This is a genomic window from Phreatobacter sp. AB_2022a (genome assembly GCF_026847585.1).
GTDB lineage: Bacteria > Pseudomonadota > Alphaproteobacteria > Rhizobiales > Phreatobacteraceae > Phreatobacter.
Genome location: NZ_JAPSET010000047.1, coordinates 1 through 25,639 on the forward strand (window position 1 = coordinate 1; position 25,639 = coordinate 25,639).

The window sequence follows — 25,639 nt, forward strand, 5'->3', positions numbered from 1 at the left end:
GATCGTCGCCGCGGCAAGGCCGAGCGCCATCGGCACGGCGAGGCCGGATGCCCCTGTGCCCCTGGTCGCGCGCTCCGCGCTGCCTGCCGCGTCCCTCATCGTGGCGGGTCAACGTTCCGCGGCAAGAAGTGGTTCCGTCCGCGCCTTGTGCATGCCGGGTCGCGACGCCGATCGTGGGCTATCCAACAATTCGCGTCCATGGCAGATTTCGCCGCCATGGCGCATCCAAGGCCGTGCCGAGAAACGGCCCCGCGCCGGCATTTGAGGGAGGAAGACGATGATCCGACTGACCAGGAGGTCCACTGTGCTGGGCGCCGCCGCCGGCCTTGCCGGCTGGACCGGCCGTGCCGGGGCGCAGGCGCCGGAAATCACGCTCGGCGCGACCATTTCGATCACCGGGCCGGCGGCGGCGCTGGGCATCCCGGCGCGCAACACCCTGGACATCATGCCGACCGAGATCGGCGGCGTGAAGGTGCGGGCCATCGTGCTCGACGATGCCGGCGACCCGACCGCGGCCACCACCAATGCCCGCCGTTTCGTCGCCCAGGACAAGGTCGACGTGCTGCTCGGCTCCTCGACCACCCCGCCCGGCATCGCCGTCTCCAACGTCGCGGCGGAGGCCGGCGTGCCGCATTTCTCCTTCGCGCCGATCCCGGTCGCCGGCCGTGAGAAGTGGAGCGTGGTGCTGCCGCAGCCGGTCTCGCTGATGGCCAAGGCGCTGTTCGACCACATGAAGCGCAACAATGTGCGCAATGTCGCGATGATCGGCTTTTCCGATTCCTGGGGCGATCTCTGGCTGCGCGAGTTCAAGGCCCAGGGCGAGGCCGCCGGGCTGAAGCTTGCGGCCGACGAACGTTATGCCCGCGCCGATACCTCGGTCGCCGGCCAGACGCTGAAGATCATCGCCGCGCGGCCCGATGCCGTGCTGGTCGCCGGCTCCGGCACGGGCGCCGCCCTGCCGCAGATCGCGCTGAAGGAGCGCGGCTATGCCGGACCAATCTATCACACCCATGGCGCGGTGACCCGTGATTTCATCCGCATTGCCGGCCGCGCGGCGGAAGGCGTCATCATGGCTTCGGGCCCGGTGATCGCGCCCGAGCTCCTGCCCGACAGCGCCGCCACCAAGGCGCCGGGCCTCGCCTATGTCACCGCCTACGAGGCCAAATACGGCAAGGACACGCGCACCCAGTTCGGCGCCCATGCCTTCGATGCCTACGAGGTGCTGAAACGGGTCGTGCCCGTGGCAATCAAGGAGGCGAGGCCCGGCACGCCCGAATTCCGCGAGGCGATCCGCAAGGCCATGCTCACCGAGCGCGACATCAACGCGAGCCAGGGCGTGTTCAACTTCACCGAGACCGACCGCTACGGGGTCGACGAGCGCGCCCGCGTGCTGATCACCGTGAAGGACGGCAACTGGGCGCTCGTGTCCTGATATCGACGAGGGGCGGCACAGCCGGCAGGCCGCGCCGCCCGCCGCATGCAGCGAGTACGGACCATGAGCGTGACGCGGACCAAGGTCGTCATCATCGGCGCGGGGCCATCGGGGCTGCTGCTCGGCCAGATCCTCGACCGGGCCGGCATCGACAACGTGATCCTGGAACGCCGGTCGAAGGACTATGTGCTGGCGCGCGTGCGCGCCGGCGTCCTCGAACAGGGCACGGTGGATCTCCTGACCGCCGCCGGCGTTGGCGAGCGCCTGGCCGAGGATGGCCTCGTCCATCACGGCATCTCGCTCTGCTTCGATCGCAGCCTGCACCGCATCGACCTGACCGAGCTGACCGGCAAGGCGGTGACCGTCTATGGCCAGACCGAGGTGACGCGCGACCTGATGGCGGCGCGCGAGGCCTTCGGCGCCCGGACCATCTACGAGGCGGAGGCGGTGACCCCGCTCGACTTCGACGGGGTGTCGCCGAGGGTCACCTATGTCAAGGACGGCGTCGGACATGAGATCGCCTGCGACTTCATTGCCGGCTGCGACGGCTATCACGGCATCTCGCGCGCCAGTGTGCCCGACGGCGCGATCGCGACCTATGAGCGGGTCTATCCCTTTGGCTGGCTCGGCATTCTCGCCGACGTGCCGCCGGTGGACCACGAGCTGATCTATGCCAATTCGCCGCGTGGCTTCGCGCTCTGCTCGATGCGCTCGCTCACCCGCAGCCGCTACTACGTGCAGTGTCCGATCGACGACCACGTCGAGGACTGGACCGACGAGCGGTTCTGGGATGAGTTGCGCCGCCGGCTCGATCCGGCCTCGGCCGCGCGCGTGGTGGTCGGCCCGTCCTTCGAAAAGTCGATCGCGCCGCTGCGCAGCTTCGTCGCCGAGCCCTTGCGCTTCGGCCGCCTGTTCCTGGTCGGCGATGCCGCCCATATCGTACCGCCGACCGGCGCCAAGGGGCTCAACCTTGCTGTCAGCGACGTCCGCTATCTCTCCGAGGGACTGATCGAGCATTATGGCGAGCAGTCCGGTGCCGGCCTTGACGCCTATTCCGTACGCGCGCTGGCCCGCATCTGGAAGGCGGTGCGCTTCTCCTGGTGGATGACCACGATGCTGCACCGGTTCCCGCAGGCGACGACCTTCGATCAGCGGATCCAGGAAGCCGACCTCGCCTATCTGGTGTCGTCCAGGGCGGCGATGACCTCGTTGTCCGAGAACTATGTCGGCCTGCCCTTCTAGGCGATCCGCCTGAGGCGGATGACGACATCGATCCTGGCGACGGCATAGCCGGCTGGCGGCGCCGGCAGGCGACCGAAGCCGATCGCGGCCGCAGGCACATCGATGAGCCGGCCTTCCTCGTGAAGGTGGAAATGATGGTGGTGGGCCGGGTCCGTGTCGAAGACGGCAAGCTCGCCGCCGATCCCGAGGCGGGCGAGCAGGCCGGCCGCGGTGAACTGGTTCAGCGTGTTGTAGACGGTGGCGAGCGACAGCCGGACGCCGGACGCCGCGGCTTCACCCGCGAGGCCGGAGGCCGTGACGTGCCGCGGGCGGCCGGAGAAGAGCAGAATGGCGAGCGCGCATCGCTGGCGGGTCGGCCGCAGCCCGGCAGCCCGGAGGCGCCCGGCGATGCCCGCCCCCGCCTGCGCCGGCGGATCGCCAAGCCGCAGCGGCGACTGGAGCCGAGCCCGTTCCGCGGGTGTCAGGGGCGCATGCATGATGTCCGGCTCTCCTTCCGCACGCGGTATTATTTGCAAATGACTATCATTTGCAAATAGATAATTTCCCCGCAAGCGCGGCTGCCGCGGCCCCTGCCGGCGATGCGCCGGCGGCAACCTCGCAGCAAGGCCGCGGAGCGCCCGCTGGCGGCCGGCAGCACGGACCGCTTGCGCGGCGGCAGACAACGATGCACGCTTCCCCTGGGGGCGTTGCATTCTCGGCCAGTCGCGGTTGTTGTGATGGCAATCGAAAATCGGCAAACGAAGAAGATTGCCCGGCAGTCAGGCGGTCGCGGAGGGATGCCCGCCCCGGCAGAGGAGAGCGATCTGCTGCGCGGCCTCGTCGACCACGCTTCGGTCGGCATGGCGCTGCTCGATGCGGACCGCCGCTGCCTGCACGCCAATGCCGCCTTCGCGCGTCTCGTCGCCCGGGAGCCGGCCGCCTGTGTCGGCCTGGCGCCAGAGGACGTCATTCATCCCGCGGATCGCGCCGGGCTTGGCGATCCCGGCGCGCAGCACGGCGTCGAGCGGCGCTGCATCGCGGGTGACGGGCGCGTGTTCCATGTCCTGGCCAGCCTCACGCCGCTCGCCGGGCAGAATGGCGCCGGACCGTCACGCATCCTGTTCGAGCTCGTCGACATCGAGGCCCAGAAGCGCGCCGAGCTGGCGCTGGCCCGCGACGAGTGGCGCTGGCACCAGGCCTTGCTCGCCGCCGATCAGGCCGTGTGGGACACCGACATCCTCGCCGGGCAGATGTGGGTCTCGCCGCAGGCCAAGAGCATTCTCGGCCTGCCGGCGGCCGAGATGACCGTGGGACCGGACGAGTGGCTGGCCGCCACCCATCCCGACGACCGTGCGCGGCTTTCGCAATCGGTCCGGGACACCATTATCGGCCGCGTCCCTGTCCATGACGAGGTCTACCGGCTGCGCCATGCCGACGGCCACTGGGTGTGGATCCGCTCGCGCGGCAAGGTGCTGAAGCGCGGGCCGAACGGCGAATCGCTCAGGCTGGTGGGCACCATCACCGACATCAGCGCCCAGAAGGCGATGGAACGGCGCCTCCAGGAGACCAGCGAGCGGCTCGAGATCGCGCTCGCAGTCGGCCGTATCGGCATCTTCTCGGTCGATTATCCCGCCGGCACGCGCCACTGGGATGCGCGCACCTACGAGCTGCACGGCGTGACGCCCGAGACCTTCGACGCGACGGCCGAGGGCTTCCGCCGGCTGGTGCATCCCGACGATCTCGACCGCGTGCTGGCGATTCGAGAGGCGGCCCTCCGCGAGGGAGCCGACTATCAGTTCGATTACCGGGTGCGGGTCGGTCCCGAGGGCGCGATCAGGCACATCAGGAATTCGGTGCGCCTGATCCGTGGTGCCGACGGCGCCATCGAACGCGGCATCGGCGCCTGCTGGGACATTTCGGCCGATGTCGAGCGTGCGCGCCAGCTCAACGACGCGGTCGCCCTGCTGCAGGCGGTCATGGACGGCTCGCCCGACCTGATCATGGCCAAGGATCTCGCCGGCCGGTACATCCTCGCCAACAAGGCGACCGAGGCGGCGATCGGCCTGCCCGCCCCCGAGATCATCGGCAGGACGGCGCATGACGTCCTGCCCGCCGCCGTCGCCAATTCGGTCGCCGAGACGGAAAGCCGGGTGCTCGCGACCGGCCAGGCCGAGACCAACGAACTCAGCGCCATCGTGCGCGGCAGGCTGCAGATCTATTCCTCCACCTGGGCGCCGCGTCGCGACGCGAATGGCGAGGTGGTCGGGCTGATCGGCGTGTCGCGCGACGTCACCGCGGCGAAGGTCGCCGAGGCCGAGCTGCGCCGCAGCGAGCTGCGCTGGCAGTTCGCCGTCGAGGGCGCCGGCGACGGCCTCTGGGACTACGATATCGCGAGCGGCCATATCTTCTATTCGCATCGCTGGAAGGCCATGCTCGGCTATGCCGACCACGAGATCGGCCCGACACGCAACGAATGGTCCGACCGTGTCCATCCGGAGGACCTGCCGCGCTGCCGCGCCGCGATCGAGGCGCATTACCGGGGCGATGCGCCGGACTTCGCGCTGGAGATGCGCATGCGCGCCAAGGACGGCACCTGGCGCTGGATGTACGGGCGCGGCAAGGTCATCGAGCGAGCGCCCGATGGCCAGCCGCAGCGGGTGGTCGGAACCCTCGCCGACATCACGGCCCGCAAGCGGGCCGAGGAGGCGATGCTGGCGCTGAACCAGCGGCTGCAGCTCGCGGTCGAAGCGGCCGGCGCCGGCATTTTCGAGCTCGACTTCGCGCGCAGTCACTTTACCTGGGACGCCAGGATGTACGAGCTCTACGAGCTCGCGCCGGGCGGCTTCGACGGCACGCTCGAGCAATGGCTCAGCTTCCTCCATCCTGACGACGTCGCGGAAGTGCTGCGCCGCTACGACCTCGCGGTCGAGCAGACCTCGCTGTTCAGCATGGACTTCCGCATCCGCCGGCAGCGCTCGGGCACGCAGCGCCATGTCCGTTCGCTCGCCCGCGTCATTCGCGACGACGCCGGCGCGCCGGTCCGCGCGGTCGGCATGAACTGGGACATCACCGATCACAAGGAACTGGCCGAGGCGCTGTTCGAGGAGAAGGAGCGGCTGAGGATCACGCTTCACTCGATCGGCGATTCCGTGATCTCCACCGATGCCCAGGCACGTGTCACCTTCATGAATCCGGTGGCGGAGGCGATGACCGGCTGGCCGGCGGCGGAGGCGGTGGGCAAGCCCCTGCGCGAGGTGTTCAGGATCGTCGACGAGGCGACCGGCGAGCCGATCGCCGATCCGGTCGAGACCTGCCTCGCGCGCCTGCAGCCCTTCTACCTCAACGAGGGCGCGGTGCTGCTCGCCCGCGACGGCGAGCGGCGCAATGTCCGCGATTCGGCCGCGCCCGTGCGCACGGCCTCCGGCGAGGTCATCGGCGCCGTGCTGGTGTTCCAGGACGTCACCCGGGCCCGCACGCTGCAGCAGGCGCTGGAGCATCAGGCCAATCACGACAGCCTGACCGGCTTGCTCAACCGCACAGCCTTCGAGCGCGCCCTTGGTTCCGCCGGCGAAGCGGCGCTCGCCTCCGGCCGCCCGCATGTGCTCTGCTTCATCGATCTCGACCGGTTCAAGCTCGTCAATGACAGCGCCGGCCACGCCGCGGGCGATGCCCTGCTGCGGGATGTCGCCGGCGTGCTGCGCCGCAACTGCCGGGCCGGCGATGCCGCCGCGCGCCTCGGCGGCGACGAGTTCGGCCTTCTGCTCGGCGACTGCACGCCCGAGAAGGGGGAAAAGATCGCCCTGGCTTTGCTGCGCGATCTCGGCGCGATCGGCTTCGTCTGGGACGAGCGGCCCTACCAGGTCGGTGCCAGCGTCGGCCTCACCGTGATCGGTCCGCCGGCGCGCCGGATCGACGAGTGGCTGAGCGAGGCGGACATTGCCTGCTACACCGCCAAGGCCGCGGGCCGCAACCAGGTGGCCGTCTATGGCGGCGCCGGCAGTGCCGCCCATCGCAACCACCGGCAGGTCCAGGTGGCGGCCGGCATCCGCCACGCGATCGAGGCCGACCGCTTCTGCCTGTTCGCCCAGGAGGTGGTCAGCCTCGCGGCGGCGCCGGCCGGAGGCCGCCATTTCGAGATCCTGCTGCGGATGCTGGACGAGAACGGCAATGTCGTCGAGCCCTCGGCCTTCATCCCGGCCTCCGAGCGCTTCGACCTGATGGGCAATATCGACCGCTGGGTCATTCGTACGACGTTGCGGACCCATGGCGATCGGCTGAAGGCCGCGGCGGACCTGTCGATCGCGATCAACCTCTCGGCCAATTCGCTGAACGATCCCTTTCTCTGGCCTTATCTGCAGGAGGAGCTCGACGCGTCCGGCCTCGCGCCCGGGCGACTCCATCTCGAAATCACCGAGACGGCGGTCATCAACAATCTCACCGCCGCCCGCGGCTTCCTCGGCCGGGCGCGCGCGGCTGGCTGCGGCGTCGTGCTCGACGATTTCGGCACCGGCCTCTCGTCCTTCTCCTATCTGCGGCAGTTTCCGGTCAGCAGTCTGAAGATCGACGGCGGGTTCATCCGGCAGATGGCGGATAACGAGATCGATCGGGCGATCGTCGAATCGATCAATGCGGTCGGCCACCGGCTCGGCGCCGAGACGGTGGCCGAGCAGGTCGAGGACGAGGCGACGCTTGAGCTCGCCCGCGCCATGGGCATCGACCGGGCCCAGGGTTTCGCCATCGCCCGGCCGCGGCCCTTCGAAACCATTTTCTGACCGGCGCGGTCGCCGCCGTCTCAGGCCGTTGCGACCGGATAGCCGGCCCGTTCGATCGCCGCGACGATCCGCGCCGCCTCTGCCGAGGACTCGACCGAAATGGTCTGGCTCTTCAGGTCGATTTCGACGCGGGCGCCGGCGTCCAGCGTCTGCACGGCCTTGGTGACGGCCCCGGCGCAATGGCCGCAGGTCATGTTGGGAACCTTGAATGTCGGCATGACAACCTCTTCTCCGCGCGTCGATCGCGCATGAGCCGCACTGTCCTCGTTCCAGCGGCTGGAAGGTCAAGCGGTCTTTTGCCGGCCAGCGTCCGCGCATGGCGAGGGGCGCGGGGACCGCGCGCACCCGTGCCGGAAACCGCTCTCCTCATGCCTTTGCGCCGCTGCGCGGCCGCCGTGAAGGAATCACCGCACGGGCCTGTTGACCTTCCAGGAACTGGAACCTTTAGAGATGTCGGCCACGATGAACGAACAGAGGTCGAGGCTCATGAACGCGCCCCTCCAGACCGCCGCCCTCGCGGCACGCCAGACATTCCCGATCTCCGGCATGACCTGCGCCTCCTGCGTGCGCCGGGTCGAACAGGCGATAGCCGCCGCGCCCGGCGTCGCCGCCGCAACCGTCAACCTCGCCACCGAAAGCGCCGATGTGGCCTTTGCCGCCGGCGCCGATCCGCAAGGCGTGATCGCGGCGATCGCCACGGCCGGCTACGAGGTGCCGGTCGAGCGCTTCGAGGTCGAGATCGCGGGCATGACCTGCGCGTCCTGCGTCAGGCGGGTCGAGCTCGCCATCGCCGCAGTGCCCGGCATCGTCAAGGCCTTGGTCAATCTCGCCACCGAGCGCGCCAGCGTCGAGGCCCTGGCCGGATCGGCTGTCCGCGCCGCGGTCGATGCCGCCATCGTCAAGGCCGGCTACGAGCCGCGCCACGTCGGTGCCGCGCCGGCGGGCGAGGCCGACAGCCGCGAAGCGGCGCGGGCACGCGACTATTCCGCGCTCAAGCGCGACTTCGCCCTTGCCGCCGTGCTGACCGTGCCGATCTTCGTCGCCGAGATGGGCGGCCATCTCATTCCGGACCTGCATCTCTGGCTGATGGAGGCGATCGGGCACCGGTCGCTCTATCTCGTCTTCTTCGTGCTCGCCACGATCGTGCAGTTCGGCCCGGGCCTGCGCTTCTACCGCAAGGGCGTGCCGGCACTCATCCGTCTCGCGCCCGACATGAACGCGCTGGTCGTCCTCGGCTCGACCGCTGCCTGGGCCTATTCCGTGGTCGCGACCTTCGCGCCCCGGCTCCTGCCGGAGGGCACGGCCAATGTCTATTACGAGGCGTCCGCGGTGATCATCACGCTGATCCTGCTCGGCCGGCTCCTGGAGGCCAAGGCCAAGGGACGCACCAGCGAAGCGATCAAGCGGCTGATGGGCCTCAAGGCGAAGTCCGCGCGGGTCGCCCGCGACGGCGGCTTCGTCGAGATGCCGCTCGAGGCGGTGGTCGCCGGCGACGTCGTCGAGGTGCGCCCGGGCGACAAGGTGCCGGTCGACGGCGTCGTGCTGACTGGCTCCTCCTTCGTCGACGAATCGATGATCTCGGGCGAGCCGGTTCCGGTCGCCAAGGCCGAGGGCGCCGAGGTCGTCGGCGGCACCCTCAATAAGACCGGCAGCTTCACCTATCGCGCCACCAAGGTGGGCGCCGACACCCTGCTCGCCCAGATCATCCGCATGGTCGAGACCGCGCAAGGCTCGAAGCTGCCGATCCAGGCCCTCGTCGACAAGGTCACCGCCTGGTTCGTGCCCGCGGTCATGGCCGCGGCGCTCCTGACCTTCGTCCTCTGGCTGGCCTTCGGGCCGGAGCCGGCGGTCACCTTCGCTCTGGTCAATGCGGTGGCCGTGCTGATCATCGCCTGCCCCTGCGCCATGGGCCTCGCCACCCCGACCTCGATCATGGTCGGCACCGGCCGCGCCGCCGAGCTCGGCGTGCTCTTCCGCAACGGCGAGGCGCTGCAGTCGCTGAAGGCAACCGACGTCGTGGCGCTCGACAAGACCGGCACGCTCACCGCAGGCCGGCCTCATCTGACCGATCTCGTCCCGGCCGCGGGCTTCGATCGCGCCGGCGTGCTGGCGCTGGTCGCGGCGGTCGAGGCGAAGTCGGAACATCCGGTCGCGGCCGCCATCGTCGCGGCGGCCGAGGAGCAGGGTCTCGTGCTCGCCGAAGCCGTCGACTTCGCGGCGGTGCCGGGCTTCGGCGTCGCCGCCCGGGTCGGCGGCCGCCAGGTCGCCGTCGGCGCCGACCGCTATATGGCCGAGCTCGGCATCGGCGTCGAGGCTTTCGCCGAGGCGGCGCGGAGCCTGGGCGACAAGGCGCGCACCCCGCTCTATGCGGCGGTCGACGGCCGGCTCGCCGCGATCATCGCGGTCGCCGACCCGGTCAAGCCGACCAGCGGCGAAGCGATCCGCGCGCTCAAGGCGCTCGGCCTGAAGGTGGCGATGATCACCGGCGACAACCGGCGCACCGCCCAGGCGGTCGCCGCCGAGCTCGGCATCGACGAGGTGGTGGCCGAAGTGCTGCCCGACGGCAAGGTCGAGGCGGTGAAGCGCCTCGCCGCCGGCGGCCGGGCGGTGGCTTTCGTCGGCGACGGCATCAACGACGCACCGGCGCTCGCGGCGGCCGATGTCGGCATCGCCATCGGCACCGGCACGGATGTCGCCATCGAAAGCGCTGATGTCGTGCTGATGTCGGGCGAGCTCACCGGCGTCGCCAACGCCATCGCCCTGTCCAAGGCGACCATGGCCAATATCCGGCAGAACCTGTTCTGGGCCTTCGCCTACAATGTCAGCCTCATCCCGGTGGCGGCCGGCGTGCTCTATCCGCTCAACGGCACGCTGCTCTCGCCCATGCTGGCCGCCGGCGCCATGGCGCTCTCCAGCGTCTTCGTGCTGGCCAATGCCATGCGCCTGAAGCGCTTCGCGGCGCCGGGCCGCCAGGCCCTCGCCTGACGGCCGCCCGCTCATCCGGAACGAACCATCATGGCCCATCTTTCGAGACGTGATCTCATGGCTTCATCGCTTGCCGGCTCCGCCTTCGCGCTCGGTTCGCCGTTGCTCCTGCCGGCCCGTCCGGCGCTCGCCGAGGGACAGCGCCTCCTCACCGCAGTCCGGCGCACCATCGCGGTGAAGGGACGGCCGGCGCAGGTCTTCGGCATCACCGAGGCCAATGGCGCCGGGCCCTTCGTGATGACCGCCGGCGAGCGGTTCCGCGTGCGTGTCGAGAACCGCATCGGCGAGCCGACCAGCCTGCACTGGCACGGCCTGACGCCGCCCTGGCGGGACGACGGCGTCGCCGGGCTCACCCAGGAGCCCATTCCCGACGGCGACGGCCGCGACTACGACTTCGCCGTCGCGCGGCCGGGCACCCACTGGATGCATTCGCATTTCGGCCTGCAGGAGCAGCGCCTGCTTGCCGCGCCCCTGATCGTCCGCGATCCCGCCGAGGCCGGCGCGGACGTCCAGGAGGTGGTGGTGATGTTCCACGATTTCACCTTCCGCGATCCGCGCGAGATCATGGCGGAGCTGGCCGGCGGTGCCGGGCATTGCGGCACGGGTCACGCCGGCATGGGACACGGCGGCACAAGTCATGGCGGGACCGGCCATGGCGGCATGGGCCACACTGGAATGGGCCACGGCGCCATGGCGACGAGCGGCCACATGGCTCATGGCGGTCACGGCAGCCATTCCGGTCACGGCGGCGCGCCGGCCGGCATGGCCGCGCATCTCCAGGACGTCGCCTATGACGCCCTGCTGGCCAATGACCGCACGCTCGACGATCCCGAGATCGTTGCCGTCGAGGGCAGCGGCCGCGTCCGCCTCAGACTGATCAACGGCGCCGCCAGCACCAATCTCTGGGTCGATCTGGGCACCCTCGGCGGCCGGCTCGTCGCCGTCGACGGCATGCCGGTCGAGCCGCTTGCCGGCTCGCGCTTCGAGCTGGCGGTGGCGCAGCGCCTCGACATTCTCGTCGACCTGCCGCGCCAGGCCTCGGCCTGGCCGGTTCTGGCCGTCCAGGAGGGCGGGCGCCTGCGCGCCGGCATCATCCTGGCGGCGCCGGCTGCGCGGGTCGACAGGCTCGGCGACCAGGCCGAGGCGGCCTATCCGGCCGTCGGCATCGGCCTCGAGCAGCGGCTGCGGGCCGCCACGCCGCTCGCCGCGCGCGCCGCGACGCGCCGCCACGACATGATCCTTGGCGAAGGCGCTGGCTATGTCTGGACCCTTGACGGCGCGGTCCACGGCCGCGACCGGCCGCTCGCCGTGCGCCGCGGCGACCGGTTCGAGCTGACCTTCGTCAACCGCACCAGCATGTCGCATCCCATGCACCTGCACGGCCATCATTTCCAGGTCGTGGCGGTGAACGGAAGGCGGTTCCAGGGGGCGCTGCGCGACACCGTGCTCGTGCCGGCCGGCATGGGCTCGGTGACGGTCGCCTTCGACGCCGACAATCCCGGCCGGTGGGCCCTGCATTGCCACCACCTCTACCATATGGAGGGCGGCATGATGACCTCCATGGCCTACGAGGCCTGAGGCGGGAAGGGGCGGATTTGCGCCCCTTGACCTTCCCGTGACTGGAACCTTTATAGGGATGGCCGCACCATCAGGAGTGAGCGCGTCGTGAACATCGGCACCGCATCGGAAAAGTCCGGCCTGCCGGCCAAGACCATCCGCTACTACGAGGATATCGGCCTCATCCGCTCCGACCGGGCCGGCAACGGCTACCGCGACTATTCGATGGCCGACGTCCACCGCCTGCGCTTCCTGCAGCGCTCGCGCAGCCTCGGCTTCTCGGTCGAGGAATGCCGCCAGCTGCTCTCGCTCTATTCCGACAAGGAACGCGCCAGTGCCGACGTGAAGGCCATCGCCAAGACCAAGCTCGGCGAGATCGACCGCAAGCTCGCCGAGCTCACCGAGCTGCGCAACGCACTCCGCCATCTCGTCCAGACCTGCCACGGCGACGACCGGCCGGACTGCCCGATCATCGAGGGGCTGTCGGGCCGGGCGCGCGAGCAGTAGGGGCGCGATCGGCCGCTTCGTCGCGCCGCGCCTTCGGCCTGCTCGACGGACACCCGAGTGTCTTGCGCCACGCTCCCCCGCCGCATCGATGTCCGGAACCGGTGGCTCCGCGGATCGGCGGTGCCAGGAGTGATTGAGTGCACGACGAGTGACATCAATTGACGTGCAGCCATTTTCATGGCACAGATAGTGTCATGAATTATGGATGGCGGTCATGGCGGAAACCCGCAGCTACAACAGTCCTCTGAGAGAAGAGAAAGCGCGCGAGACGCGGGAAGCGATCTTGGGCGCGCTGTATCGGTTGATGAGCGCCGCGGGCGCGCCCGATGAAATCAGCATGGATGCCATCGCCAGTGAAGCGGGCGTGCAGCGCCGCACGGTCTTCCGTCATTTTCCCACCAAGGATGATCTCCTGACGGCCTTCTGGCCTTGGCTCAACGCGCTGATGGGAGCCTCTATCGCCCCCAAGGACGCGAAAGAGATCATCAAGGGGCCGCTGGAGGCCTTCCCGCGTTTCGACGCCCATGAGGCCGCCATCCGTGCCTCGCTGCACTCGCGCACCGGGCGTGACATGCGCGCCGGAATGGTCGCCGGCCGCCGCCGGCATTTTGCCAGGGCGCTCGCCCCTCGCCTTGCCGATCTTCCGCCGGTTGACGCGCGGAAGATCGAGGCGCTCGCGCATCTGCTCTATTCGGCCTCTGCCTGGGAGGTCTTGAAGGACTATGGCGGCCTCACCGGCGCCCGGGCCGGAGAAGCGGCCTCCTGGGCGCTCGAAACGATCCTGGCCGCGGTCGCCGCGGGTTCAGTGCCGCGGACCTGACATCGAAGCCGAGGAGATTTGGCAATGAGCATCAATATCACGACCCCGGAGAATGGCGAGACCTGCTGGGTCGTCGCCGACCGTGTCCGGTTCCTGGGCGGCCTTACGGCTGCGAACCCCGAACTGCTCGAAGTGGAAATTCCGCCCGGCTCCGGTACGCCGCCGCATCGCCATGCTTCGGCGGAACTGTTCTATGTCGTCGACGGCGAGATCACGATTCGGCATTTCGCCGCTGCCGAGCCGCCGGTGACCATCGTCGCGAAGGCGGGGACGGCGGTACGCATTGATGGAAATGCACCGCACAACTACATGAATGAGAGCACCAGGCCGGCGCGCCTGCTGGTGCTGGTCGAGCCGTCGATGACGACCTTCTTCCGCGAGATCGGTACGGCCGCGCCCCAGCAGGAGCCCGATCTCGCCCGGATCGGCGCTGCCATGCAACGTCATGGAATAGAAACGCTGCAAATGGCCTCGTGAGCGGCAGGCGCCCTGCTCTCCTCATGCCGGCAGGTGCGGCGCTCCGGGCGGCCTTTGTCGACCGAACCTTCCTCTCCACCCATCGCTCAAGGACGGTCCACCGCCAGACGTGGCGGGCGGCGATCAGCGGCGTGCGCGATCGGCTGACGGGGGGCAGTGCATCCGCCGGACCCAGCGCTGCCCCGTACCGGCCGAAATGCACGGAGCGCCGCCCCAATGCGCTGGTCCCGCCGGCCGCCTTCGGTGCGACAGCACGAAGGCCTTGCATCGGCGCTCCGATCCCGGTTTCCTGCGCGCCCGAGCCCTGCCGATGAACGCCTGATCGGACCGCGATCATGACCGAAGCCGCCGTCCCGTCCGCCGACCTCGCGCGGCGCCTGCGGGCCGATACGCCGGGTGTCGCAACCGTCACCCATCTCAACGCCGCGGGAGCCGGTCTGCCCGCCCGGCCGGTCACCGAGACGGTGATTGCGCATCTGCGCGAGGAGGCGCGCATCGGCCCGCACTGGGCGGCCGAAGCCGCGCGGCCGGCGCTCGATGCGACGCGGCGCGCGGCAGGCATGCTGTTCGGCGTCGCACCGCACCAGGTCGCCTTCGCCGAGACGGCGACGCGGCTCTGGGCGCAGGCGATGCGCAGTCTCGCCATGCCGCGCGGCGCGCGCCTGCTCGTCTCGCGCAGCGAATGGGCCGGCAACATCCTCAACCTGCTGCAGCGCTCGCGCGACGACGGCCTGTCGGTCGAGGTGATCCCGGTCGGTGCCGACGGCCTGATCGATGCCGAGGCGCTCGGCGCGATGATCGACGAGCGGGTGGCGCTGATCGCGATCTCGGCGGTCGCCACCGCTTTCGGTCAGCGCCAGCCGGTGGCGGCGATCGGCGCCCTGCCGCGACCGGACCATGCGCTATTCTTTCTCGACGCCTCGCAGGTCATGGGCCGCTTCCCGTTCATGTGGGAGACGGCGCGTGCCGATGTGATGGTGACGCCGTCGCGCAAATGGCTGCGCGGCCCGCGCGGCCAGGCGATCGGCGTCTTTTCCGAGCGCGCGCTCCTGGCCATTGCCGAGCCCCTCGGCCTCGACCAGCGCGGCGCGCCCTGGACCGGGCCGCGGACCTATGCGCCGCGCGAGGGCGCCGATCGGTTCGAAAGCTACGAATTCGCCGTGGCGAACCGGCTCGGGCTCGGCGCCGCCATCAGCTATGCGCTCGACGCCGGCATTGCCGGCATCGCGGCGATCATCGACGACCGCCTGCGGCTCGCCCATGCGCGCCTCGCCGCGCTCGACGGCGTCATCGTCCACGAGGCAATCGCCAGCGCGCCGGCCTTCCTCACCTTCACCCCGCCGGCGCCGATCGCGGTCGGCCTCGTCGACACGCTGCGCCGGGCCGGCATCGCCATGGCCACGGTCGGTCTCGACTATGCCCGCTGGGAGCTGCGCGCGCGGGGACTGAGCGAGGTCCTGCGCATCGCGCCGCACGCCTATACCAGCGCCGAGGATATCGAACGGTTCGCCGGGATCGTCGCTGGCGAAGTGACGCGCTGACAGCGCGGCTGCCCGGCCGCCTTGTCACGCCGGTGCAATCGGAATGAGGCCATGCAGTGTGCGCCGGCCGGTCGGAGGCCGGCCGCATGCACCGGGATCAGCCATGACCATCACCGTCACGCCGCTCCAGCCTCAGGATCACGCGGCCGCTCTTGCGCTGTCGGTCGCGCCGGATCAGGACGATCTGATCGCCAGCAACGAGGATTCGCTCGACGAGGCGGCGGAGCGGCCGGAATGCGTGCCGCTCATGATCCGCGCGGCGGGAGAGCCGGTCGGCTTTGCCATGTATGCGCTGGACCCGGACGACGGCCAGTACTGGATCTATCGGCTGATGATCGACCAGCGGTTTCAAGGCCGCGGCCATGGCGGCGCCGCGCTCGCCGCCATCGTTGCCCTGCTCGCCGGCCGGCCGGACTGCAGCCGGGTGATCATCAGTTATCACCCGGAGAATGTCCGCGCCGCGGCGCTCTATCGCCGTTTCGGCTTTTGCGAGACCGGCGAGGTCGTTGCTGGCGAGACCGTCGCCCGCTACGATATTCCCGGCAGGGGTTGACGCGCTCGCCTCAACCCCTCGGCGCCGGTCCGGCGAGGATCATGCCGATCGCGGCGAGCGCCGCCTCGATATCGGTTCCGCTGACGTCGAGATGAGTGACCGCGCGCACCGTGGTCGGGCCGAAGGCGCCGAGGCCGACCTGCCGCGCCGCCGCGGCAGCCACCAGCTGATCGGCGCGCCAGCCCGTGCCGGCAATGTCGAAGATGACGATATTCGTTTCCACCGTCGCCGGATCGATCGCGACGCCCGGCAGGGCGGCGAGTCCTTCGGCGAGCCGGCGCGCATGGGCGTGGTCCTCGGCAAGGCGTTCGACATGGTGGTCGAGCGCGTGGAGGCCGGCGGCGGCGAGAATGCCGGCCTGGCGCATGGCGCCGCCGAGACGCTGCTTCCAGCGCCAGGCCTCGTGGACGAAACCGGCCGAGCCGGCGAGCACCGCGCCGACAGGCGCGCCGAGGCCCTTGGTGAGGTCGATCCAGGCGGAATCGAAGGGCGCGGCATAGTCGGCCGCCGGGACCCCGCTGGCGACGACGGCGTTCAGCAGCCGGGCGCCGTCGAGATGTCCGGCAAGGCCCGCGGCGCGGGCAGTCGCCATCACCTCCCGGATCGTCTGGAGCGGCCAGATCGCGCCGCCGCCGAGATTGGCGGTCTGCTCGACGCTGACGAGGCGGCTGCGCGGCGCATGGCGGCTGTCCGGCCGGCAGGCCGCCGCGAGGTCGGCGGCGCCGAAGCGGCCGGCCTGCCCGTCGAGGCCGCGCAGCACGACGCCGGCGATGACCGCCGGGCCGCCGGCCTCGAAATGGATGATATGGGCGGTGCGGTGGCAGATCACCTCGTCGCCCGGCCGGCAATGCACGGCGAGCGCGATCTCGTTGCACATCGTGCCGGAGGGCAGCAGCACCGCCGCCTCCTTGCCGAGCAGGGTCGCGACCCTCTCGCACAGGCGCCGCACCGTCGGATCCTCGTTCTTCTGCTCGTCGCCGACCTCCGCCGCCATCATGAACTGGCGCATGGCGGCGGTCGGGCGGCTCTTGGTGTCGCTGTAGAGGTCGATGAAGCCGGTGGTCATCGGGGGCGCTCCCTCGGGTCGGCGCGAAGATCGCCCGCCAGGCTAGACCGCCGGCGATCCGCTTGCCCAATGCCAAGGCGGCGGCAGGTCATGCGGTCCTGATATGGGCTCCGGTGAGGCGCGCGGCCTGCGCGAGATAATCGTCGCGTGTCGCCTCGAGCACCGCGACGAACCGGTCGACCAGCGGCGAGCTCGGCCGGAGACTGGCCCGGACCAGCATGGCGGTGAAGGGCAGGCTGGCGGCGAAGCGCCTGACGACGAGGCCGCGTCCGGCACATTCGACCGCGGTGAACGGATTGACGATGGCAATGCCGGCGCCGCGTTCGACCAGGGCGCAGGCCGTGGCGGAATTGCGCGTCTCCACCACCAGCCGCCGCGCAATGCCGGCGGCCTCGAACACCTGGTCGAGCCTGTAGCGATAGGGATCGTTGCCGCCGAGAAAGACGAAATCGCTGTCCGCGAGATCGGCCGGCGTCACCACGTCGCGGCCGGCGAGCGCATGTCCTTCCGGCAGGACGCAGACCTCGTCGGGCTCGGCGAACAGGTGCGCCGTCGTGCCCGGCGGGGTCAGCGGATAGGCGACGAGGCCGAGATCGAAGCGCTGGCCGGTGAGCCATTCGGCTATGGTCGGCGACGGCTGGGTCTCGATGCTGAGGCTGACCGCGTCGTGCTGCGCCAGGAACCGCCGCGCGGCATCGGCGATGAAGCCTTGCGAGAAGGCCGGCGCGCAGACGATGCTGACGCTGCCTTGCGGGAAGCTCTTCAGGCTGGCCGCGACGCGCGAGAGGTGATCGAGGCCGAGAAAGGTCTTGCCCACCTCCTCGAACAGGGCGAGCGCCGGGGCGGTCGGCGCCAGCCGGCCCTTCACCCGGTCGAACAGCCTGAGGCCCACCGCCGTCTCCAGCTGCTGGATCGCGCGGCTCACCGCCGGCTGGGAGGTATGCAGCATCTCGGCTGCGGCGGTCACGGTGCCCGAGGTCATCACCGCCCTGAAGCACTCGATCAGCCGGAGATTGAGCCGCATCGCGCATCCTCGTTCCGGCCGGGCCTCAGCCGGCGCTGCCCGTCCGCGCGTCCGAGGCCAGGAAGTCGAACAGGTGCAGCGATCGGCCCGCGGTCTCGACCAGCCGGGTCATGATGGTCCGCAGGATGTCGAACTCTTCGGCCGTCAGGTCGCCGAACAGCGCATCGTTGACCGGCGCCTGCACCGCGGTCAGATCGTCGAGCAGACCGCGCGCCTTGGCCGTGATGGTCAGATTGACGCGCCGGCGGTCCTCGGCGCTGGTCTCTTTCGAGACCAGCTTCTTGGCCACCAGCTTGTTGACCTCGATGGTCACGAAGGCGCCGCTCAAATGCACGTGCTCCGCCACGGCATTGATGCCGACGCCGGCAGGTCCCGCGAGATGGGCGAGATGGGCGATGGTAATGAGGATGGTGTACTGGGTGCTGGTCAGCCCGATCAGCCCGCCGAGCCGGCCGCGCACCTCCTGGATGCGCGCCGAAAAGGCCAGCGTGTCGTGCACGAAATGACGGAACGCCCGGTCCGATCCGTCCTTGAGCAGTTCCGGTCTCGACACGGTCAAGGGCCGCGCCGCGGGGGCCGGCTGTTCCGTCGCTGCACGCTTTCCCGCCATATCCGACCGCCTGGCCATTCCTGATCGATCCCGATGCCGTCCGCGCCGGCGCGCGGTGCGCGCCGGGCAGGAGGGCGTCCGAATCCCTATAGCGCAATTCCCCGGTCATCGACACCGCCGCGGCGCGCGGGCCGGGTGCCGGCTCACAGCAGTATTGCCCCGCGATCGCCGGCGCTTAGCCGCGCCGGACGGCCGGGCTTGACAGGGTGTAATTTTTGTAGATAGCTTTGTTTACAAGCTAAATAAGAAAGATAGTGCGATGCTGAGGGAGCAGAGGAGCATGGCGGCGGACGCGCCCGCGGCCTTTGATGCCAGGCGGTTCCGCCAGGCGCTCGGCCAATTCGCCACCGGTGTCGCCGTGATCACCGCCGACGGCGGCGACGGCGAGCCGGTCGGCCTGACCATGAGCTCGTTCAACACCGTGTCGATCGATCCGCCGCTGATCCTGTTCAGCGCCGATCGCCGCGTGCTCAGCCTGCCGGCGCTGATCGCCGCCAAGGGCTATGCGGTGAACGTGCTCGGCCGCGGCCAGGAGCATCTGTCGAACCAGTTCGCACGCGCCAATGCCGACAAATGGGCGGCCGTGGAATGCGCCGCGGGCCATGCCGGGGCGCCGCTGATCAAGGATGCGCTCGCCCATTTCGAATGCGAGCCCTATGCCCGCTACGACGGCGGCGACCATTTGATCTTCGTCGGCCGGGTCCTGCGCTTCTCGACCCCGGCCGCGCCGGAGACGCCGCCGCTCCTGTTCTTCCGCGGACGCTATCACGGCGTCGACGGCGAGGGCGCCAGCGCGCCGCTCTGGCCGCTGCCCATTCATTATTAGCCAGCTCATCGAATTCAACGCACCGGATGCCGCGCCATCCGAGGGAGGCTCTGTCATGCTGAAGACCGGCAAGGACCATATCGCGTCGCTGAGAGACGGCCGCGAGGTCTATATCGATGGCCGCAAGGTTGCCGACGTCACCACCCATCCGGCCTATCGCAACGCCGTCCGCTCCACCGGCCGGCTGTTCGATTTCCATTCCGCGCCGGAGAACCGGGCGCTGATGACCTTCGCCGCCCCCGACAGCGGGGTCGTCGCCAACCGCATCTGGCAACTGCCCGGCTCCTATGCCGAGCTGGTCGAGCGGCGCAAGGCGCTGGAGGCCTGGACCGAGCTGCATGGCGGCTTCATGGGCCGGGCGCCCGATCACGTCGCCTCCTGCATTGCCGGCATGTATATGGGGCTCGAGGTCTTCGAGGCCTATGACGCCAGGCGCGCCAGGGCTCTGGCCGACTACTACGCCTATGCCCGCGACAACGATCTCTACCTGACCTATGTGATCATCAACCCGCAGGCCGACCGCTCGAAGAGCGCGGCCCAGCAGAAGAGCGAGTTCCTCGCCGCCGGCGTGGTCGACCGCGATCGCGACGGCATCACCGTGCGCGGCGCGAAAATGCTGGCGACCGGCGGCATCATGGCCAACGAGGTGCTGGTGACCGTCATCCAGCCGCTGCAGCCGGGCGAGGAGAAATACGCCTATTCCTTCGCCATCCCGATGAACAGCAAGGGCCTGAAGATCCTGTCGCGCAAGTCCTACGAGGCGGCGGCCGGCTCGGTCTTCGACAACCCCCTGTCGAGCCGTTTCGACGAGAACGACGCGGTGCTCTATTTCGACGACGTCAAGGTGCCGTGGGACCGCGTCTTCGTCGTCGACAATGTCGAGATGTGCCAGAAGCAGTTCCACGCGACGCCGGCCCATGTCTACCAGAATTACCAGGCGATGATCCGCCTGTCGGTCAAGCTGCGCTTCCTGATCGGCCTGGCGCGGCGCATCGCCGACATCAACGGCATCGTCGGCTTCCCGCAGGTGCGCGAGACGCTCGGCCAGCTCGCGGCGGAGGTCGGCATGGTCGACGCGCTGGTCGCCTGCATGGAGGTGAAGGGATCCCAGCGCGGCCGCTATTTCGTGCCGCACACCCATACGCTCTATGCCGCGCAGACGCTGACCCAGCAGCTCTATCCCAAGGTCATGACGACGCTCCGCGAGCTTGCCGGCGGCGGCATGATCATGCTGCCCTCGTCCGTCGAGGACTTCCGCAATCCGGAGCTCGCGAGCCTCATCGAGAAGACCCAGCAGTCGCCGGCCGCCAATGCCGTCGACAAGGTCAAGTTCTACAAGCTCGCCTGGGATGCCGTCGGTTCGGAATTCGCCTCGCGCCATACCCAGTACGAGATGTTCTACGCCGGCGCGACCTTCGTCACCAAGGGCCATTCGTTCCGCAGCTACGACTGGGCCGGCGCCGAGCGGGCGCTCGGCCTGATGCTCGAAGGCTATTCGCTGGCCGACGAGGTGCCGGAGCTCGCCGCAGCGCCGGCCGCGTGAGCCAGGCGCAAGCCATCTTTCCAAGGGAGTGAGGCCCATGCCCATCAACAAACTGCACGACGAATTCCATACGCTCGACATGTCCGCCGGCTGGGAGGTGCCCGAGGGCTATCCGTCCGGCATCAAGCAGAAGATCCTGTCGGGCGCGCTCGACGAGGCGAACCGCCGCGGCAGCCGCACGCGTCTCCTGAGGTTCGACGCGGGCACCTTCACCACCAAGCCCTTCGTCCACGACTATTGGGAGGAGGTCTTCCTGGTCTCGGGCGACCTCACCGTCGGCAATGACGAGGCGGGCGCCGGCGGCACGCCGTTCCAGCCCTTCACCTATGCCTGCCGGCCGCCCGGCGCCTTCCACGGGCCGTTCAAGTCGGAGGCCGGCTGCCTCCTGCTCGAGATCCACTATTTCGACCCGGCCTGACCGCGCGCGCCCTGACGACGAAGGCCGGCCGCCCGCCGGCGGGCCTTTTTCGCGGGCGCTCGCCGCGTCCGTCGCGGCGATGGACGGGCGATCGGCATCGAGCCCGTCGACCGCCTGAAGCCGCGGCACGGAGAATGTGGATGCTCTGGGATCCGCAGGCTTCATGAGATCACCCTGGCGCAGGGACCGGCGACGCCGGCCGGCTCGGCATCGTCCGCGCCAGGCCGGTGGCGTCCCGCCACGACGTCCGCTCTGAGGCGGCGTGCTGCCGCGGCCCACCTCAGGTCGGCGTCCGGGCAAGGGCGGCTTCGACTCTCTTCTTCAAGGTGGCGTAACAGTCCTCAGCCGTGCCATCGAGCGCCTCCTGCCGGGTGCTGGCGACATCCGTATAGGCTGGCGGCGTATCGAACTGGCCCGCCGTGAGATCATGCCGCTCGCCGGCGATCCGATTGTAGAAATGCCAGCCTTCCGGCAGTTCCGTCTTCAGAATATCGCCGCCATACAGGTCGTTAACGACCAGGCAGGTCACATTGCACTGGCCGCGCGCGGGATTGTCCGGCCGCCATTGACTGCTGGTCTCGGGCGACCAGCACGCGCGCAGGATCGGCAGCAATTGCGGAAGGGCGGGCGGCATCTCGTGATCCTCTCCGTGGCGCCGTGCAGCCTGGCCTGTTTCGCGTCGCCGCAAAAGAGCCGGCCGACGCGATCCCGCCGGATCCGGCGCAGACGAACCCTGGACGGCTGTTGCGCCGGCGCACTCGCCGATCCGCGCTCCCCGCCCCATATTGGGACCATGCAACCGGATGACATCTGGGACGGCGAGGTCGCCGCGCGCTACGACACGCCGGGAACCGGCATGTTCGCACCTGCCGTGCTGGAGCCGGCGGTCGAGCGCCTCGCCGCGCTGTCGCAGGGCCGCCGGGTTCTCGAATTCGCCATCGGCACCGGCCGCGTGGCAGTCCCGCTCAGGGAGCGCGGCGTTCCGGTCACCGGCATCGAGCTGTCGCCGGCCATGGTGGCGGAGCTGCGCAGGAAGGTCGACGAGGCGGCGATTCCCGTCGTGCTCGGCGACATGGCGAGCGCGGCGGCCCCCGGCACCTACGGCCTCGTCTATCTCGTGTTCAACACGATCTCGAATCTCCTGACCCAGGCCGAGCAGGTCGCCTGCTTCCGCAACGCCGCGCGCCATCTCGATCCCGGCGGCCGCTTCGTCGTCGAGCTCTGGGTGCCGGAGCTGCGCAAGCTGCCACCGACACAGGACGCGGTCGTCTGGCAATCCGAAGCCGGGCATATCGGCCTCGATACCTACGACGTGCTGCACCAGCATGTCGTGTCGCATCACTTCAGCTTCGGCGCGGGGCGCGAGGCCCGCCTGTTCCGCTCGCGCCACCGCTATATCTGGCCCGCCGAGCTCGACCTCATGGCCGCGCTCGCCGGCTTCACTTTGGAAAGCCGGCACGCCGACTGGACCGGCTCCGCGTTCACTGCCGAGTCGCGTTCGCACGTCTCGGTCTATCGGCTGCCCGCCGCGCCGTGAGGGCAGGGCGCAAACGGCGCCCTGCATGAGAGCCGATCGTGTCAGGCGACCGGCAGGACCGCGACATCGTAGCCGTGGCGGATGCGGCGGCCGAGCACCGGATCCTCCAGCTCGAAGTCGAAGCGGCTCGCCGGGCGGATGCCGCCGATCGCCGCGAGCGTGCCGCCGAACAGCGCGGTGCCCTCGGGCAGCAGACCGTCGGCGGCATGGCCCGCGATCAGTGCGGCCGGCGCGAGCATGGTGTCGACGGGGCCTTCCTGGTAGAGCCGGCGCTCGCCGTCGATGGTCGCCCAGGCGCGCAGCACGAGGCGATCCCAGTGGCCCTGGACCCCCTCGAATGGCCAGAGCACGGGGGCGACCGGCTTTTCGCACATCTGCTTCGACACGGTGACGTCATAGATCTCGGCCTGCCGGTCGGTGTGGTCGGAGCCGACCCCGACATAGATCGCGCCGCCGGCGCTGAGCAGCATGAACTCGACCTCGCCGCTGGAAGCCGCGCCCGTGACCTCGATGCGGCCGCCGACCGTCAGCCGGCTGGCGGCGACGCGGTAATAGACCGGCGTGGTCGCCGGCGGCTTGACGCCGAGTTCGGCGAGCTCGGCGATATGTTTGTCACGGGCGATCGGGTCGCGCCCGGTCCAGCCGGCAATGACGGCGCGAGAGATGGCGAAGGTCCGCACGACAGGGCCCGCGCCATCGGCGACGGCGAAGGTAAGGTTGGTTGCCATGATGATGATCCGGTCGTTTGACTTTTCGTTCCGTCAGGCCGCGCTGCGCTTGTCGAGCAGCACCCACTTCCCCTGCCGCACCTCGACGATGTAGACGGGCTTGATGGCGTCGCCGTCGGCATTGAAGCTGATCGGCCCTTCGAGCGCCGGATAGTTCTTCAGGGCGCGCAGCGCATCGCGCAGCTTGACGCGTTCTTCGGCCGCCCGGGCGGGGTCGCCGGTGAGGTTCGCCACCTTCATCGCCTCGGCATAGAGATAGACGATGTCGTAGACGGAGGCGTCGAACTGGTTCGGCTCGACGCGGGCAAGGCCGGCGGCGCGGGCGCGCTTGCCGAACTCGGCGGTGAAGGCGCGAGTCCGATCGTCGACATCGTGGAAGAAGGTCGTGCCGATGGTCATGGTCTCGCCGGCGCCGTCCATGCGCGCGGGCAGGTCGGGATCGGCGATGGTCGTGCCGCCGATCACCCGTGTCCTGACGCCCTGGCGGCGCAGCTCCTTGGCGATGTTGATGGCCCCTTCCGGCGGCGCGCCGAGGCCGACGATGTCGGGCTTCATCTGCGCGATCTTGGAGACCTGCGGCGACAGATCGAAGGCGGCGAGCTGGAAGTCGACCGAACCGAGGATCGGCACGCCGTGCTTGGGAAAGAGCGTCGGCAGCACGCTGATGCCGATCGACTTGGAGACGGTATCGTCGGAGGCGAAGGCGACCGCGCCGGAGGCGGCGGGAAGGCCCTTGGCCTTGATCGCCGCCAGCACCTGGTCGATCACCTGTGCCTCGTCGGTGGTGTTGCGGAAGGCGAAGCCGAAGCCCTTGGCAAGGTTCGGCGCCGAGGACGCCATCGACATCTGGGCGATGCCGGCCCGCTCGCCGGCCGGGAAGGCGATGCGTACCTCGCTCGACGAGAACGGGCCGATGATGGCGAGCGCCTTGCCGTCCTCGGCGAGCTGGCGGACGGCAAGCTGGGCTTGGCGCGGCTCGCCCCCGGTGTCGAACTTCACGACCTTCAGCCGCTTACCGTTGATGCCGCCTTTCGCATTGATCTCCTCGACGGCGAAATCGACCGCCACCTCGTTGGCGGCGGCAAGGCTGACATAGGGTCCGGTCTTGGCCATGGCATAACCGAGGATCAGCTCCTGCGGCCCGGCAGCGCCGGCCTGAGGGACGCCGATCTGGGGCATCAGCGCGAGGCCCGCGCCGGCGGCGAGAACTTGGCGGCGTGTCTGCATGGGTGGGGCTCCTGGAAGGTCGCGGGTGTCAGGCGGTGTCGTCAGGCGGTGCCGTCAGGACGTGGCGGCCGCCGGCGCGGGCGCCGCGGCGCCGAGATAGGCGGCCTGCAGGGCGGGATCGGCAGCAAGCTTCGCCGGCTCGCCCGACATCAGCACCCGGCCGAGCTCCAGCACGGTGCCGCTGTCGGCGGCAGCGAGCGCCTTGCCGGTATTCTGCTCGACCAGCAGAATGGTCAGGCCGTCGCGGTTGAGTTCGCCGATCAGGTCGAACAGGCGCTCGACGAACAGCGGCGACAGGCCGAGCGAAGGTTCGTCGAGCATCATCAGCCGCGGCCTGGCCAGCATGGCGCGGCCGATCGCCAGCATCTGCTGCTCGCCGCCGGAGAGGCATGAGGCGCGCATGTGGCGGCGCTGGCCGAGGTTCGGGAAGCGTTCGTAGATCAGGCCGATCTCGCGGCGGACCGCCTCGCCGTCGCGACGCAGATGCGCGCCGAGCTGGAGGTTCTCCTCGATCGTCATCGAGATCAGGATGCGCCGGCCTTCCGGCACGAGCACGATGCCCCGGCCGAGCCGGGCATGGGTGGCCAGGCGGGTGATGTCCTCGCCGGCAAAGGTGAGGCGGCCGGCGCTCGCCCTCGCGCCGCCGACGATGGCGCGCAGCAGCGTGCTCTTGCCCGCGCCGTTGGCGCCGAGCACGGTCGCGACCTCGCCTTCGCGGACGGCGAGGCTGATACCGGCGAGCGCGCGCACGCGGCCATAATCGACGGTCAGGTCCTGGATGTCGAGAAGAGCCAT

At 69.7% G+C, this 25,639-nt stretch carries 23 protein-coding genes; 14 read left to right on the top strand and 9 right to left on the bottom strand.

Translation table 11 applies throughout. From position 1 onward, the window contains the following. Positions 1–277 precede the first annotated feature (277 nt). Both OZ671_RS25770 and pobA read left to right on the top strand, forming a co-directional pair. The gene (locus OZ671_RS25770; RefSeq protein WP_268863364.1) at positions 278–1,432 is read left to right on the top strand and encodes an ABC transporter substrate-binding protein; all 1,155 of its coding nucleotides are present in this window, start codon (positions 278–280) and stop codon (positions 1,430–1,432) included. Between the two features lie 63 nt (positions 1,433–1,495). After that, on the top strand, positions 1,496–2,674 hold the full coding sequence (gene pobA / locus OZ671_RS25775) for a 4-hydroxybenzoate 3-monooxygenase (protein WP_268863365.1): 1,179 nt from the start codon (positions 1,496–1,498) through the stop codon (positions 2,672–2,674). On the opposite strand, the gene irrA is transcribed toward pobA, so the two are convergent. Beyond that, positions 2,671–3,150 carry an iron response transcriptional regulator IrrA gene (gene irrA / locus OZ671_RS25780; RefSeq protein WP_268863366.1) on the bottom strand — a complete coding sequence of 160 codons (480 nt, stop codon included), beginning with the start codon at positions 3,148–3,150 and terminating at the stop codon, positions 2,671–2,673. The two genes, pobA and irrA, sit on opposite strands and share 4 nt — an antisense overlap. A gap of 300 nt (positions 3,151–3,450) precedes the next feature. Here irrA and OZ671_RS25785 point away from each other — a divergent pair, with 300 nt between their 5' ends. Next, positions 3,451–7,425, top strand: a complete 3,975-nt coding sequence (locus OZ671_RS25785) for a bifunctional diguanylate cyclase/phosphodiesterase (protein ID WP_268863367.1) — start codon at positions 3,451–3,453, stop codon at positions 7,423–7,425. Positions 7,426–7,445: 20 nt separating this feature from the next. Here the strand turns inward: OZ671_RS25785 and OZ671_RS25790 are convergent, their stop codons facing one another. After that, entirely contained in the window at positions 7,446–7,643 is a 198-nt protein-coding gene (locus OZ671_RS25790) for a heavy-metal-associated domain-containing protein (RefSeq protein WP_268863368.1), read from the bottom strand. Between the two features lie 268 nt (positions 7,644–7,911). Between OZ671_RS25790 and OZ671_RS25795 the strand changes: the two genes are divergently transcribed. From OZ671_RS25795 to OZ671_RS25825, 7 genes are all read left to right on the top strand, one after another. Next, positions 7,912–10,410 (top strand): heavy metal translocating P-type ATPase, encoded by a 2,499-nt coding sequence (locus tag OZ671_RS25795; protein ID WP_268863369.1) that lies wholly within the window; start codon positions 7,912–7,914, stop codon positions 10,408–10,410. 57 nt (positions 10,411–10,467) lie between these two features. After that, on the top strand, positions 10,468–11,988 hold the full coding sequence (locus OZ671_RS25800; protein WP_268863370.1) for a multicopper oxidase family protein: 1,521 nt from the start codon (positions 10,468–10,470) through the stop codon (positions 11,986–11,988). 87 nt (positions 11,989–12,075) lie between these two features. After that, positions 12,076–12,474, top strand: a complete 399-nt coding sequence (cueR, locus tag OZ671_RS25805) for a Cu(I)-responsive transcriptional regulator (protein WP_038302069.1) — start codon at positions 12,076–12,078, stop codon at positions 12,472–12,474. A 214-nt stretch (positions 12,475–12,688) separates the two neighbouring features. Continuing rightward, positions 12,689–13,294, top strand: a complete 606-nt coding sequence (locus OZ671_RS25810; protein WP_268863371.1) for a TetR/AcrR family transcriptional regulator — start codon at positions 12,689–12,691, stop codon at positions 13,292–13,294. A gap of 24 nt (positions 13,295–13,318) precedes the next feature. After that, on the top strand, positions 13,319–13,771 hold the full coding sequence (locus tag OZ671_RS25815) for a cupin domain-containing protein (RefSeq protein ID WP_268863372.1): 453 nt from the start codon (positions 13,319–13,321) through the stop codon (positions 13,769–13,771). A 335-nt stretch (positions 13,772–14,106) separates the two neighbouring features. Then, positions 14,107–15,312 (top strand): aminotransferase class V-fold PLP-dependent enzyme, encoded by a 1,206-nt coding sequence (locus OZ671_RS25820; protein WP_268863373.1) that lies wholly within the window; start codon positions 14,107–14,109, stop codon positions 15,310–15,312. A 103-nt stretch (positions 15,313–15,415) separates the two neighbouring features. After that, positions 15,416–15,865 (top strand): GNAT family N-acetyltransferase, encoded by a 450-nt coding sequence (locus OZ671_RS25825; RefSeq protein WP_268863374.1) that lies wholly within the window; start codon positions 15,416–15,418, stop codon positions 15,863–15,865. Positions 15,866–15,875: 10 nt separating this feature from the next. On the opposite strand, the gene OZ671_RS25830 is transcribed toward OZ671_RS25825, so the two are convergent. The 3 genes from OZ671_RS25830 to OZ671_RS25840 form a co-directional block, all read right to left on the bottom strand. Beyond that, positions 15,876–16,931, bottom strand: coding sequence for a threonine aldolase family protein (locus OZ671_RS25830; protein ID WP_268863375.1), 1,056 nt, complete (start codon positions 16,929–16,931; stop codon positions 15,876–15,878). An 88-nt stretch (positions 16,932–17,019) separates the two neighbouring features. Further along, on the bottom strand, positions 17,020–17,955 hold the full coding sequence (locus tag OZ671_RS25835) for a LysR family transcriptional regulator (RefSeq protein ID WP_268863376.1): 936 nt from the start codon (positions 17,953–17,955) through the stop codon (positions 17,020–17,022). A gap of 25 nt (positions 17,956–17,980) precedes the next feature. Beyond that, positions 17,981–18,508, bottom strand: coding sequence for a MarR family winged helix-turn-helix transcriptional regulator (locus OZ671_RS25840; protein ID WP_268863405.1), 528 nt, complete (start codon positions 18,506–18,508; stop codon positions 17,981–17,983). A 337-nt stretch (positions 18,509–18,845) separates the two neighbouring features. Between OZ671_RS25840 and OZ671_RS25845 the strand changes: the two genes are divergently transcribed. The 3 genes from OZ671_RS25845 to OZ671_RS25855 are packed head-to-tail and all read left to right on the top strand — an operon-like array spanning position 18,846 to position 21,352. After that, positions 18,846–19,391, top strand: coding sequence for a flavin reductase family protein (locus OZ671_RS25845; protein ID WP_268863377.1), 546 nt, complete (start codon positions 18,846–18,848; stop codon positions 19,389–19,391). A 55-nt stretch (positions 19,392–19,446) separates the two neighbouring features. Next, positions 19,447–20,934, top strand: coding sequence for a 4-hydroxyphenylacetate 3-hydroxylase family protein (locus OZ671_RS25850; protein WP_268863378.1), 1,488 nt, complete (start codon positions 19,447–19,449; stop codon positions 20,932–20,934). 37 nt (positions 20,935–20,971) lie between these two features. After that, positions 20,972–21,352 carry a cupin domain-containing protein gene (locus OZ671_RS25855; protein ID WP_268863379.1) on the top strand — a complete coding sequence of 127 codons (381 nt, stop codon included), beginning with the start codon at positions 20,972–20,974 and terminating at the stop codon, positions 21,350–21,352. Between the two features lie 280 nt (positions 21,353–21,632). Here OZ671_RS25855 and OZ671_RS25860 read toward each other — a convergent pair whose 3' ends face one another. After that, the gene (locus OZ671_RS25860) at positions 21,633–21,986 is read right to left on the bottom strand and encodes a YunG family protein (protein ID WP_268863380.1); all 354 of its coding nucleotides are present in this window, start codon (positions 21,984–21,986) and stop codon (positions 21,633–21,635) included. Between the two features lie 159 nt (positions 21,987–22,145). Here OZ671_RS25860 and OZ671_RS25865 point away from each other — a divergent pair, with 159 nt between their 5' ends. Further along, positions 22,146–22,889 (top strand): class I SAM-dependent DNA methyltransferase, encoded by a 744-nt coding sequence (locus OZ671_RS25865; RefSeq protein WP_268863381.1) that lies wholly within the window; start codon positions 22,146–22,148, stop codon positions 22,887–22,889. A gap of 41 nt (positions 22,890–22,930) precedes the next feature. Here OZ671_RS25865 and OZ671_RS25870 read toward each other — a convergent pair whose 3' ends face one another. From OZ671_RS25870 to OZ671_RS25880, 3 genes are read right to left on the bottom strand one after another with little or no spacing between them, the layout of a single operon-like run. Then, positions 22,931–23,617, bottom strand: coding sequence for a DUF2848 domain-containing protein (locus OZ671_RS25870; RefSeq protein WP_268863382.1), 687 nt, complete (start codon positions 23,615–23,617; stop codon positions 22,931–22,933). A gap of 33 nt (positions 23,618–23,650) precedes the next feature. Beyond that, complete coding sequence (locus OZ671_RS25875) at positions 23,651–24,844, bottom strand: ABC transporter substrate-binding protein (protein ID WP_268863383.1); 1,194 nt, start codon at positions 24,842–24,844, stop codon at positions 23,651–23,653. 54 nt (positions 24,845–24,898) lie between these two features. Further along, positions 24,899–25,639 carry an ABC transporter ATP-binding protein gene (locus OZ671_RS25880; protein ID WP_268863384.1) on the bottom strand — a complete coding sequence of 247 codons (741 nt, stop codon included), beginning with the start codon at positions 25,637–25,639 and terminating at the stop codon, positions 24,899–24,901.

Coding starts and splice junctions, on each gene's coding strand:
- OZ671_RS25770 (WP_268863364.1), top strand. CDS start 278: ATGATCCGACTGACCAGGAGGTCCACTGTGCTGGGCGCCGCCGCCGGC.
- pobA (WP_268863365.1), top strand. CDS start 1,496: ATGAGCGTGACGCGGACCAAGGTCGTCATCATCGGCGCGGGGCCATCG.
- irrA (WP_268863366.1), bottom strand. CDS start 3,150: ATGCATGCGCCCCTGACACCCGCGGAACGGGCTCGGCTCCAGTCGCCG.
- OZ671_RS25785 (WP_268863367.1), top strand. CDS start 3,451: ATGCCCGCCCCGGCAGAGGAGAGCGATCTGCTGCGCGGCCTCGTCGAC.
- OZ671_RS25790 (WP_268863368.1), bottom strand. CDS start 7,643: ATGCCGACATTCAAGGTTCCCAACATGACCTGCGGCCATTGCGCCGGG.
- OZ671_RS25795 (WP_268863369.1), top strand. CDS start 7,912: ATGAACGCGCCCCTCCAGACCGCCGCCCTCGCGGCACGCCAGACATTC.
- OZ671_RS25800 (WP_268863370.1), top strand. CDS start 10,468: ATGGCTTCATCGCTTGCCGGCTCCGCCTTCGCGCTCGGTTCGCCGTTG.
- OZ671_RS25810 (WP_268863371.1), top strand. CDS start 12,689: ATGGCGGAAACCCGCAGCTACAACAGTCCTCTGAGAGAAGAGAAAGCG.
- OZ671_RS25815 (WP_268863372.1), top strand. CDS start 13,319: ATGAGCATCAATATCACGACCCCGGAGAATGGCGAGACCTGCTGGGTC.
- OZ671_RS25820 (WP_268863373.1), top strand. CDS start 14,107: ATGACCGAAGCCGCCGTCCCGTCCGCCGACCTCGCGCGGCGCCTGCGG.
- OZ671_RS25825 (WP_268863374.1), top strand. CDS start 15,416: ATGACCATCACCGTCACGCCGCTCCAGCCTCAGGATCACGCGGCCGCT.
- OZ671_RS25830 (WP_268863375.1), bottom strand. CDS start 16,931: ATGACCACCGGCTTCATCGACCTCTACAGCGACACCAAGAGCCGCCCG.
- OZ671_RS25835 (WP_268863376.1), bottom strand. CDS start 17,955: ATGCGGCTCAATCTCCGGCTGATCGAGTGCTTCAGGGCGGTGATGACC.
- OZ671_RS25845 (WP_268863377.1), top strand. CDS start 18,846: ATGGCGGCGGACGCGCCCGCGGCCTTTGATGCCAGGCGGTTCCGCCAG.
- OZ671_RS25850 (WP_268863378.1), top strand. CDS start 19,447: ATGCTGAAGACCGGCAAGGACCATATCGCGTCGCTGAGAGACGGCCGC.
- OZ671_RS25855 (WP_268863379.1), top strand. CDS start 20,972: ATGCCCATCAACAAACTGCACGACGAATTCCATACGCTCGACATGTCC.
- OZ671_RS25860 (WP_268863380.1), bottom strand. CDS start 21,986: ATGCCGCCCGCCCTTCCGCAATTGCTGCCGATCCTGCGCGCGTGCTGG.
- OZ671_RS25865 (WP_268863381.1), top strand. CDS start 22,146: ATGCAACCGGATGACATCTGGGACGGCGAGGTCGCCGCGCGCTACGAC.
- OZ671_RS25870 (WP_268863382.1), bottom strand. CDS start 23,617: ATGGCAACCAACCTTACCTTCGCCGTCGCCGATGGCGCGGGCCCTGTC.
- OZ671_RS25875 (WP_268863383.1), bottom strand. CDS start 24,844: ATGCAGACACGCCGCCAAGTTCTCGCCGCCGGCGCGGGCCTCGCGCTG.
- OZ671_RS25880 (WP_268863384.1), bottom strand. CDS start 25,639: ATGGCTCTTCTCGACATCCAGGACCTGACCGTCGATTATGGCCGCGTG.